The organism is Pauljensenia hongkongensis, from assembly GCF_001746855.1.
Classification (GTDB): domain Bacteria; phylum Actinomycetota; class Actinomycetes; order Actinomycetales; family Actinomycetaceae; genus Pauljensenia; species Pauljensenia hongkongensis.
Map to the genome: position 1 here is coordinate 2,008,000 of NZ_CP017298.1, position 9,020 is coordinate 2,017,019.

General features: G+C 71.7%; 10 protein-coding genes and 1 pseudogene. 6 read left to right on the plus strand and 5 right to left on the minus strand.

Features of this window, described 5'->3' with window-relative positions:
• From BH719_RS09750 to BH719_RS08315, 3 genes and pseudogenes are all read left to right on the plus strand, one after another.
• Positions 1-851, plus strand: a pseudogene (locus BH719_RS09750) (hypothetical protein); the annotation flags it as partial.
• Positions 848-1,321 carry a DUF3180 domain-containing protein gene (locus BH719_RS08310; RefSeq protein WP_034218806.1) on the plus strand — a complete coding sequence of 158 codons (474 nt, stop codon included), beginning with the start codon at positions 848-850 and terminating at the stop codon, positions 1,319-1,321. The pseudogene BH719_RS09750 and the gene BH719_RS08310, both read left to right, overlap by 4 nt.
• A 734-nt stretch (positions 1,322-2,055) precedes the next feature.
• Complete coding sequence (locus BH719_RS08315; RefSeq protein ID WP_050790643.1) at positions 2,056-2,238, plus strand: hypothetical protein; 183 nt, start codon at positions 2,056-2,058, stop codon at positions 2,236-2,238.
• Between the two features lie 106 nt (positions 2,239-2,344).
• Here the strand turns inward: BH719_RS08315 and disA are convergent, their stop codons facing one another.
• The 4 genes from disA to BH719_RS08335 all read right to left on the minus strand — a co-directional run bounded on the left by disA (position 2,345) and on the right by BH719_RS08335 (position 7,079).
• The gene (disA, locus tag BH719_RS08320) at positions 2,345-3,415 is read right to left on the minus strand and encodes a DNA integrity scanning diadenylate cyclase DisA (protein WP_009744393.1); all 1,071 of its coding nucleotides are present in this window, start codon (positions 3,413-3,415) and stop codon (positions 2,345-2,347) included.
• 37 nt (positions 3,416-3,452) lie between these two features.
• Positions 3,453-4,826 carry a DNA repair protein RadA gene (gene radA, locus BH719_RS08325; RefSeq protein ID WP_009744394.1) on the minus strand — a complete coding sequence of 458 codons (1,374 nt, stop codon included), beginning with the start codon at positions 4,824-4,826 and terminating at the stop codon, positions 3,453-3,455.
• A 69-nt stretch (positions 4,827-4,895) separates the two neighbouring features.
• Positions 4,896-5,576: a potassium channel family protein gene (locus BH719_RS08330; RefSeq protein ID WP_009744395.1), complete on the minus strand. Its 681-nt coding sequence runs from the start codon at positions 5,574-5,576 to the stop codon at positions 4,896-4,898.
• 48 nt (positions 5,577-5,624) lie between these two features.
• A complete protein-coding gene (locus BH719_RS08335; RefSeq protein WP_034255401.1) occupies positions 5,625-7,079 on the minus strand; it encodes a TrkH family potassium uptake protein in 1,455 nt (484 codons plus the stop codon).
• Positions 7,080-7,303: 224 nt separating this feature from the next.
• On the opposite strand from BH719_RS08335, the gene BH719_RS08340 reads away from it, so the two are divergent.
• From BH719_RS08340 to BH719_RS08345, 3 genes are all read left to right on the plus strand, one after another.
• The gene (locus BH719_RS08340) at positions 7,304-7,522 is read left to right on the plus strand and encodes a helix-turn-helix domain-containing protein (protein ID WP_009744397.1); all 219 of its coding nucleotides are present in this window, start codon (positions 7,304-7,306) and stop codon (positions 7,520-7,522) included.
• 92 nt (positions 7,523-7,614) lie between these two features.
• The gene (locus BH719_RS09200) at positions 7,615-7,713 is read left to right on the plus strand and encodes a 30S ribosomal protein bS22 (protein WP_003792170.1); all 99 of its coding nucleotides are present in this window, start codon (positions 7,615-7,617) and stop codon (positions 7,711-7,713) included.
• A gap of 87 nt (positions 7,714-7,800) precedes the next feature.
• The gene (locus tag BH719_RS08345; RefSeq protein ID WP_009744398.1) at positions 7,801-8,448 is read left to right on the plus strand and encodes a histidine phosphatase family protein; all 648 of its coding nucleotides are present in this window, start codon (positions 7,801-7,803) and stop codon (positions 8,446-8,448) included.
• Positions 8,449-8,598: 150 nt separating this feature from the next.
• Here BH719_RS08345 and BH719_RS08350 read toward each other — a convergent pair whose 3' ends face one another.
• Positions 8,599-8,955, minus strand: a complete 357-nt coding sequence (locus BH719_RS08350; protein ID WP_009744399.1) for a phospholipase — start codon at positions 8,953-8,955, stop codon at positions 8,599-8,601.
• Positions 8,956-9,020 lie beyond the last annotated feature (65 nt).

A 9,020-nucleotide genomic window follows, 5' to 3' on the forward strand; every position in this document is an offset into this window, starting at 1 on the left:
CTGCGGGGGCCGCGACTGCGCCCGCCCCCGTACCCGCGGTGCCCGAGCCCCCCGCGCCCGAGGACGAGGCGCCGGCCGCCCCGCCCGCCCCGCCGTCCATCCCTCCCAGGCTCCCCGGCTCCATCACGCGGCCGAGCCTCGCCTCCAAGGGCGTCGGGGAGCCTCCGGCCCCCGGGGCGGAGGCCGCCTCCGGGGAAGGCGACCGCCGTCCCCAGCAGGGGCAACCCCCCCAGCAGGGCGGGCAGCAGAACCCGCGGAAAGGCGGGGCGAAGCCGCGCCGCAGCAAGCCGCAGCGCGGTTTCACGGGCACGCCCATCACCCGGCCCGACGGCGGGAAGGGCGCTCCCGCCCGCCCCGCTTGGCACCCCGTGTCCTCCGTTCCCGCGAACAGCCCCTCCGGGCGCACGCCGGTGCGCACGAAGGCGCGCCCGCCCAAGGCCCAAGCCGCTGCCGCGCAGCAGGGCAAGCCGTCATGGAGCTCGCTCTTCGGCGATGTCAGCGCGGAGGAGAACCACCCGGGCCAGGAGACCTCCACCCAGCTCGCCCCCGTGCCCCGTGAGGTCGGGCGCGAGGGGGGCATGTCCCTGCCCGACTGGCAGTTCTCGCTGGCCGGTTCGGAGCAGGTGCGCGTGGTCGACGACCGTTCCCAGGGGCCGGGCCCCGAGCGCGGGCAGATGGCGGGCGAGGCCGACCAGCGCCGCGCGATCCTGGAGCCCAATCTGCCCAAGGGCACGCCCATGGGGCCCATCCCCGCCGATGAGGCCACCCATACGGGCATCCTCAGGCGCGTCGTCGTGCGCCCGACGATGACTGGGGCCATCCCCATAGTCAAACCGGGCAGGCGTCCGTGAGACCCGTGTCGGTGCTGCTCGTCGCGGCTACCGGCGCGATCTGCGGGGGCCTGGCCTTCGCCGCAACCGAAATCGGCACGAGGGTGGGCGCCACCCCCCTCCTCATCACACCCGCGCCCGCGGTGCTCTTCCTCGTGATCACCGCGTTCCTGCTGTGGGCGGGCGTGCACGTCAGGCGCTACCGCGCCAACAAGGACACGTGGATCGGGGCGCTGGGCGCGTTGCGCGTCGCCGTCGCGGCCCGCGCCTCGTCGATGGTCGGCGCCGGGCTCACGGGGATCCTGATCGGCCTGACGGGCTCCAGCCTCGCCCACGCCGAGGCGGCCGTCATGGCGCAGAACGCCATCGCCGCGGGGCTCAGCGCGCTGGCTGGGCTGGTGTGGACCGTGAGCGCCGTCGTCGTGGAGCGCTGGTGCGTCATCAAACCCGACGACGAGGACGCGGCGGGCGACGGGCGCTGCCCCGCGTAGGCGCGCGCACCCGGGCTTCGCAGAGGCGGCGCCGACTGGCTCGCGCTCCCCGTAGGCGGGGCCGCACTCGCCGGGGCGTTGGCGCGCCCGTTTCCCCCAGCGCCTTCGAGCGTGTAGCGTCGGAGCGTGCCAGGTAGACAGAACGGCCCCAGACGGCGCACGCCGTCGCAGGGGGCCAGGAGGGCGGGCGGGAGCGCCCCGAGCGCGGGCAGGGGCCCCCGCGGCGTCAACCTGTGGCCCCGGCGCATCATCACGGGGACGGGGCTGCTCGTCGTCGTCGCACTGCTCGTGTGGGGCGCGGTCTCCGCCGTGCGGGCGCTGCTGACCGGTTCCCCGCCCGATCCCCAGCCGCAGTCGGCCGCGCAGTCCGGCACCGACGCCTCGGGGTACCCGCTGGGCGCCGACCAGCGGGCGACGGCCGACGGGATCGTCACGGGGGACGCCACCGTCGATATCCCCGTGTGCCTGGAGCCCAACCTCGAGGTGCGCGCCACCGCCTCCGGCGCCACGTCCGGCCAGGCGGTGCCCATCGACGTGTCCCTGCGCAACCGCGGGAGCGTGGCCTGCCGCGTGGGCCTTTCCTCCCTGGCCGTGACGATCACCACCGGCAACCTCACGGTGTACGACTCCGCTGCGTGCGACCAGGGGGCCGAGTCGGAGCAGGTGCTGCTGCTGAGCCCCGACCGCACGTGGAACGGGACGCTGGGCTGGGACGGCCTCGTCCACGCGAACGGGTGCGCGGCGCCCCCGGGGGCGAACGCGCCGCCGATCCGGGCACCTACCAGCTGCGCGTGCTCCTGGACGGGAAGGACACGGGGAACCACGTGGTCTTCGACGTGGGGGCCGCGCCCACGCCCAAGCCCTCTCCCCCTCCCCAGCCGCAGTCGGGCGGCCAGTCGGGGGCCCAATCCCGATAGCGGGGGAGCGGTCGGCCGCCCAGGTCCGCGGGGTGCGCGGCGACCCACATGCGCGCGCAGCGGGGAGCGGCCCCTGCCCGGCGCAGGGGCCCGGCTGCGCGGCGCCCTACCAGCCGACCAGCCCCGCCCGGGCCATGTGGGACTGGTGCAACAGGTTCTCGTGGATGATCTTCGCCCTGTACGGGCCGACCCCCTCGACCTTCTGCAGCTCCTCCACGGACGCGGAGCGCAGCTGCGAAAGGGTGCTCCACCGCGAGGAGATCTCCTTGATGATGTTCCACGACAAGTGGGGCACCAGGGACAGCGCGCGGATGCCGCGGGGCTGCACCTCCCGGTCGAGGTCCGCGATCTCGTAGACCCCCAGGCCCAGCACATTGGCGATGGCGGACAGGTCGACGATGCGGTCGGAGCCCAGAGTGGTCAGCTCCGCCTCGACGCGGGCCACATCGCCCTGGTCGTGCGCGTAGTCGCGCATCACGAGGGCGCGCTCGGAGGCCGAACCGCGGACCAGGTCCTCCACCTGCAGGGCCAGCAGGCGCCCGTCCGAGCCCAGTTCCTCCAAGTACTGGTTGATCTCGGAGGTGATGCGGCGGATCATCTCCATCCGCTGCATCACGGTCGCGACATCGCGGACCGTCGCCGCATCGCGCATCTCCAGGATCGTCAGGGTCTGGAGCACCTCGTCGAGGCGCTGGCTGTAGCGGTCCAGCGTGTCGACCGCCAGGTTCGCCCTCGACAGCAGGGCCTCGGGCTCCTCGACGAGGCGGTGCTCGCCGCCCACGTAGATGGAGATGATCCGCATGGACGCCGACAGCGACAGGACGGGCAGGTGGATCTGGCGGGCCATGCGCTGGGCGGTGCGGTGGCGCATCCCGGACTCGTCGGTGGGGATCGAGGGGTCGGGCATCAACTGCACATTCGCTTTGCGTATGCTCCAGTTCGTCGTGTCGATCACGACCGCGCCGTCCATCTTGGACAGTTCGCGCAGGCGCGAGGCCGTGAACGGCACGTCCAGGTCGAATCCGCCCGAGCACAGCGCCTCGACCTCCGGCGTGTAGCCGAGCACGATGAGCGCCCCTGTGTGCGAGCGCTGGATGCGCTCCAGCCCTTCGCGCAGTGGCGTCCCGGGCGCGACCGCGTGGAGCGCCTCGCGCAGGATCGCGGCGTCTGAGGTCATTGTGGCCAGCCCTTCCCAAAGGTGGTTGATCCCCCCATTATTGCCGAGTCTGCTCGAAAGCCACGCGGATCGCCGCCGCCAGGTTGGAAATCGTGTAAACCGTTATCCCGGAAGGGGCGCGGAGCTCCTCCGCGCCCTGCGCGGGCACCAGGGCGGAGGTGAACCCCAGCCGCGCGGCCTCCTGCAGGCGCCTGGGCAGCCCGGTGCACGCCCTCACCTCGCCGGTGAGGCCGATCTCGCCCACCGCCACCATCTGGGCGCGCGGGGGCACCCCCTTGAGGCTGGACACGATCGCCACGGCCATCGCCAGATCGATCGCGGGCTCCGTGGTCCTCGCTCCCCCCACCGTCGACACGTACACGTCGGCCCCCGAGCAGTCCGCCCCCAGGCGCGCGTGCAGGACCGCCAGCAGCATGGCGACGCGCGCGTGGTCGACGCCCGAGGTCGTGCGCCTTGGGGAGCCGGCGCCGGTGGGCGCCACGAGGGCCTGGACCTCCGTGGGCATCGGGCGCCGCCCCTCCAGGGACACTGTGGCGCACGTGCCGGGCACGTCCGTGCCCGTGCGCGACAGGAACAGCCCCGATGGGTCGGCCAGCCCCCGCACCCCCGAATCCGTGAGCTCGAAGCACCCGACCTCGTCTGTCGGGCCGTAGCGGTTCTTCACCGCGCGCAGCAGCCGCAGCCGCGAGTGCCTGTCCCCCTCGAACTGGCAGACGACGTCGACCAGGTGCTCGAGGACCCTGGGCCCCGCGATGCCCCCGTCCTTGGTCACGTGCCCGACCAGCAGGACCGGCAGGTTGCGGTCCTTCGCGACGCGGATCAACGACGCGGCGACCGCCCGCACCTGCGCGACGCCGCCCGCCCCGCCCTCCACCTGGGAGCTGGAGACGGTCTGGATGGAGTCCACGACCAGCAGGGCGGGGTCCACCGCCTCGATGTGCCCCAGCAGGGCCCCCAGGTCCGACTCGTCGGCGATGAGCAGGCGCCGGTCGATCGCCCCGATCCTCTCGGCGCGGCCCTTCACCTGCGAGGCGGACTCCTCGCCCGTCGCGTAGAGGACGCCCCCGCCCCCCTCCAGGCTGCGGGCGGCCTTCGCGGCGATGTCGAGCAGCAGCGTCGATTTGCCGACCCCGGGCTCCCCTGCGAGCAGGATCACCGCGCCGGGGACGATCCCGCCGCCCAGCACGCGGTCCAACTCGCCCACCCCGGTGGGCCGCTTCGAGGCGCGCTCCCCGTCCACCTCGCCGATGGGCACGGCGCGCCTGCGCGGGGCGACCGCGCGGGCCATGGGGGAGGGCGCCCCCGCCTCCTCGACCGTGCCCCAGGCGAGGCACTCGCGGCACTGCCCCACCCACTTCGGGGAGGACCAGCCGCACTCCGAGCATCTGTAGGAAACCCTGTCTTTCGGCATGCCACAACCGTAAGCGCCCCCGTGCGCATCTGCCGCCCCGCCCGGCGGCCCGCGCTGTCCGGGGACCGCTCAGGGGCGGTTCGCGAAGTACTCGAGCAGGTGCGCGTCCCCCGACACGATGATCTCGTCCTCGGGGTTGACGCGGGTCAGGGAGTCCGCGTACTCGAAGCGCTGCTTGGGGCGGCGCACTGCCAGCACGTTCACGCCGTAGCGGCCCCTCAGGTCCAGCTCCTCCAGGGTGAACCCGTGGATCTCCGTGGGCGGCCGGAGCTTCATGATGGCGAATCCGTCGGTCTCCAACTCGATGTAGTCGACCATGCGCCCGCCCACCAGGTGGGCGGTGCGCTTGCCCGCGTCCAGGTCCGGGTAGACGACGTGGTGCGCGCCCACCCGGCGCAGGATCCTCCCGTGCTGGGAGGAGGTGGCCTTCACCCAGATCGAGGAGATCCCCAGGTCCACCAGGTTCGCGGTGATGAGCACAGCGGCCTCCAACGAGGAGCCGACTCCCACGACGGCGCTGCGGAACTCCCGGGCGCCCAGCTGCTCCAGGGCCTCCTTCGACGTCGCGTCGGCCTCGACCAGGGGGAAGCGCCCGGCGAACGCCTGGACCGTCGTGGGGTTCTTCTCCACCGCCAGGATCTCGTAGCCCAGCTTGTCCTGGGTGACGGCGACCGCCGCTCCGAAGCGCCCCAGCCCGATGACGAGGGTCCCCGACGCCAGGTTGTTCGCGTCGCGTTCTTCACTAGCCATGGGGGTATTGTCGCACTTCCCGCATCCCCGCGGGGGCCGCCGCCGGGGCTACCCGATGATGGGCTGCTCCTTGGGCATGCGTATCACCCGGGATCTCTCGCGCAGGGCCAGGGCGGCGGCCACGGTCATCGACCCGGTCCGGCCGGCGAACATCAGCACGATGAGCACGTACTTCGCGGCGGTCGGCAGGTCGGGGGTGACGCCGGTGGACAGCCCCACCGTCGCGAAAGCGGACACCGTCTCGAAGAGGATCGTGTCCAGCGAATAAGGAGTGAGGGAGAGCAGGAGCACCACGGACGCCGCGACCATCGCCAGGCCCATCAGGGACACGGCGACCGCCAGGCGCACGGCCGAGGAGGGGATGCGCCTCCCGTAGGTCTCGATGTCCCGGTCGCCCCGCGCCTCGGCGACGACCGCCAGCACCAGGATCGCGAAGGTCGTCACCTTCACACCGCCGGCGGTCGAGGCGGAGCCCCCGCCGATCATCATGAGGATGTCCTGGACGAAGTGGGACTGCGAGTGCAGGGACCCCACGTCGACGGCGCTCAGCCCCGACGAGCGGGCGTTGAAGCCCGCCAGGAGGGAGTTGAGGATCTTCGACGAGGAGTCGATGCCGCCCAGGGTCACGGGGTTGTGCCACTCGATGAGCGCCATGAGCAGTGTTCCCGCGAACGCGAGGATCAGGTAGGTCGAGAGTGTGAGCTTCGTGTGCAGCGTCCACTTGCGGGGGGTGCGCCACCGCTTCGCGATGTCCATGATCACGGGGAAGCCGATCGCCCCGACGAAGGTCCCCAGGATGATCGGGACGAGCATCCACCAGTCCGACACGTGCGGGGCCAGGCCGTTGGGCAGGATGACGAAACCGGCGTTGTTGAACACGGAGATCGCCATGAACACCGCCTCCCACGTCGCCGTCCCGGGCGCGGCGCCCATCGTGAGGAAACGGGGGAGGAACACCGCGGCGAGCAGTAGCTGCATCGTGAGTGAGGTGAAAATCACAGCTTTGAGGAGGGTGGAGATCTGCCCCATCGACTCGGTCTTCGTCTCCTGGGTGGCCAGCATCCGCTGGGTGAGGCCGAGGTGGCGGGACACCGCGAAGCCCAGGATCGAGGCGAGGGTCATCACCCCCAGACCGCCCACCACGATGCCGAGGGCGATCACGGCCTGGCCGAAGACTGACCAGTAGGTAGCTGTGTCAACAGTCGTCAGCCCGGTGACGCAGACGGCGGACACCGCGGTGAAGAGGGTGTCCACGAAGGGGGCCTCCTTGTCGGAGGCCGAGGCGAACGGGAGGGAGAGCAGGCCCGTGATGATCGCGATGATCGAGGCGAACGTCCCCAGCGCCAGGCGCGAGGGCGCGTAGCGCGCCTGGCGCGACAGCCACACACGCACGCGCATCCACGGCGTCGTGGGGATCTGCGGATGTGGCGTGTGGGACGTTCCGGGCGCGGGCTTGACGACGGGGGAGGGCGGGGTGGCGATCTCGTCGGGATTCGGGAGCACGGGTTTTCGGCGTGGTTCCAGGAATAACCGGGGGTGCGGGGGATCCGTGGGCGACGTTGCGCGCGGGCGCGGGGTCACTGTTCCTCCTCCGGTGATAGTGATGCTGAAGGTGATTGTGTGAAAGGACTTGCGGTTTCCATGTGGTTGGGCAGTAGTATATTCGGGAGGCCACGCAAGCTACGAACACCGGGTTCTGGGCGCCTCATGGACACTGGGAGTCGTCGATGGTTCAGCCTTCCGCGCCGCGTTTCATGACTGTCACCGAAGTGGCGGATATCATGCGCGTTTCGAAGATGACTGTGTACCGCCTGATCCACAGTGGCGAGATGCCCGCGATCCGCGTCGGGAAGAGCTTCCGCGTGCCGGAGGCCGCCGTGTCGCAGATGATCCATTCGGGGCTGGCGGACCGCGGCGACGAGCAGAACCGCGCGATCGGCGGTTAGGCGGCTAGTATTAGACCGGCGTGCCCACCGGGCACGGGACTTCCACAGCGGTAGTACCTCTGCCGCGCACCGATCAGCGAGGGAGGAACCCCATGGGCTCCGTCATCAAGAAGCGCCGCAAGCGCATGGCGAAGAAGAAGCACCGCAAGCTGCTGCGCAAGACGCGTCACCAGCGCCGCAACAAGAAGTGAGCGCTCAGGGGTCCGGCGAACGCCGGGCCCCTTTTGACTCCCTGCCTCCTTCGCGGCGCAAGTGCGTGGTGTGGCACACTTATCGGCATGGATACGACTATCGTTCACGTCATGCGCCACGGAGAGGTGGACAACCCCGACGGGGTCCTGTACGGCCGCCTGCCCGGATTCGGACTGACCGGGTGCGGGCAGGCGATGGCGGAGCGTGTCGCGCGGACCCTGGTCGGGCGCGGGGCGGACATCACCCACGTCGTCGCCTCCCCCCTGCTGCGCGCCCAGCTGACTGCGGCCCCGACCGCGGCCGCCTACGGCCTGCCGGTCGAATCGGATCCGCGGCTCATCGAGTCCGCGAACGTGTTCGAGGGCCTTCCGCTGGGGTCGAACCCGGCCGTCCTGGCGCGCCCGGCGTACTTCAAGTACTTCGTGAACCCGTTGCGCCCGTCGTGGGGGGAGCCCTACGCCGATATCGCGTCCCGTATGAGCGCGGCCCTGTCGGCCGCCCTGCGCTCGGCGCGCGGGCACGAGGCGCTGGTCGTCTCGCACCAGAACCCCATTGAGACGCTCACCCGGTTCGTGCGCGGCAAGGTGCTCGCCCATCCTCCCAAGTCGCGCAACTTCGCGCTCGCGTCGCTGACCTCGTTCGTGTTCTCGGGGGCGACGCTGGTGGGCGTGTGCTACGAGGAGCCCGCTGCGGACCTCGTGGCCCAGGCGAAGGACCTCAGCTACCGGCGCTGACCGGGGCTTGCCCTTCTGGCGGGGCGGCCCGCCGATCCGTTCCGCTTCCCGCTCACGGCTGGCTCTGAGGCTCTCCCGCTCCGGGTCGGCTCCGGGGCCGTCGGGGCGCCCGCTGCACGCCGCTGCGCCGCAGCGCTCCCGTGCTCGCGGTCAGTCGTGGGAGTCGGCGGGCCCCTCCTCCTCGCGGCGGCGCTGCTGCTCCTGACGGCGTTTGCGCTGGATGTCGCGCTCGAGGCGGAAGAGGAACTCGGGGTCGTCGTCGGGGGCGACGGGGCCCTTGGGGCCCGGCGGCGGCCGGTGGCCCCGGGCCTCGGCGCGGTTCACCCACCGCAGCACCAGCCACGCGATCGCTCCGACGGCGAACAGCATCGTGGTGAAAACGATGATGACGAGCCACATCGGCTTGGGGATGCGGCCCGGCATCTCGTCTTCGGGCGTGCGCGACCAGTCGGCGACCGCGTAGATGGTGACTGCGATCCAGGCGACGACGAGGAGGACTCTGGGCATGCCTGCAGTCTACGGGGCCCGGGCGCCCGGCGCCGCGCGGGTCCGCAACGGGGCCGGAGCGCGCG

Bases quoted from the DNA above. Each gene is read 5' to 3' on its own strand.
- disA (WP_009744393.1), bottom strand. From the start codon at position 3,415: ATGACCTCAGACGCCGCGATCCTGCGCGAGGCGCTCCACGCGGTCGCG.
- radA (WP_009744394.1), bottom strand. From the start codon at position 4,826: ATGCCGAAAGACAGGGTTTCCTACAGATGCTCGGAGTGCGGCTGGTCC.
- BH719_RS08330 (WP_009744395.1), bottom strand. From the start codon at position 5,576: ATGGCTAGTGAAGAACGCGACGCGAACAACCTGGCGTCGGGGACCCTC.
- BH719_RS08340 (WP_009744397.1), top strand. From the start codon at position 7,304: ATGGTTCAGCCTTCCGCGCCGCGTTTCATGACTGTCACCGAAGTGGCG.
- BH719_RS09200 (WP_003792170.1), top strand. From the start codon at position 7,615: ATGGGCTCCGTCATCAAGAAGCGCCGCAAGCGCATGGCGAAGAAGAAG.
- BH719_RS08345 (WP_009744398.1), top strand. From the start codon at position 7,801: ATGGATACGACTATCGTTCACGTCATGCGCCACGGAGAGGTGGACAAC.
- BH719_RS08350 (WP_009744399.1), bottom strand. From the start codon at position 8,955: ATGCCCAGAGTCCTCCTCGTCGTCGCCTGGATCGCAGTCACCATCTAC.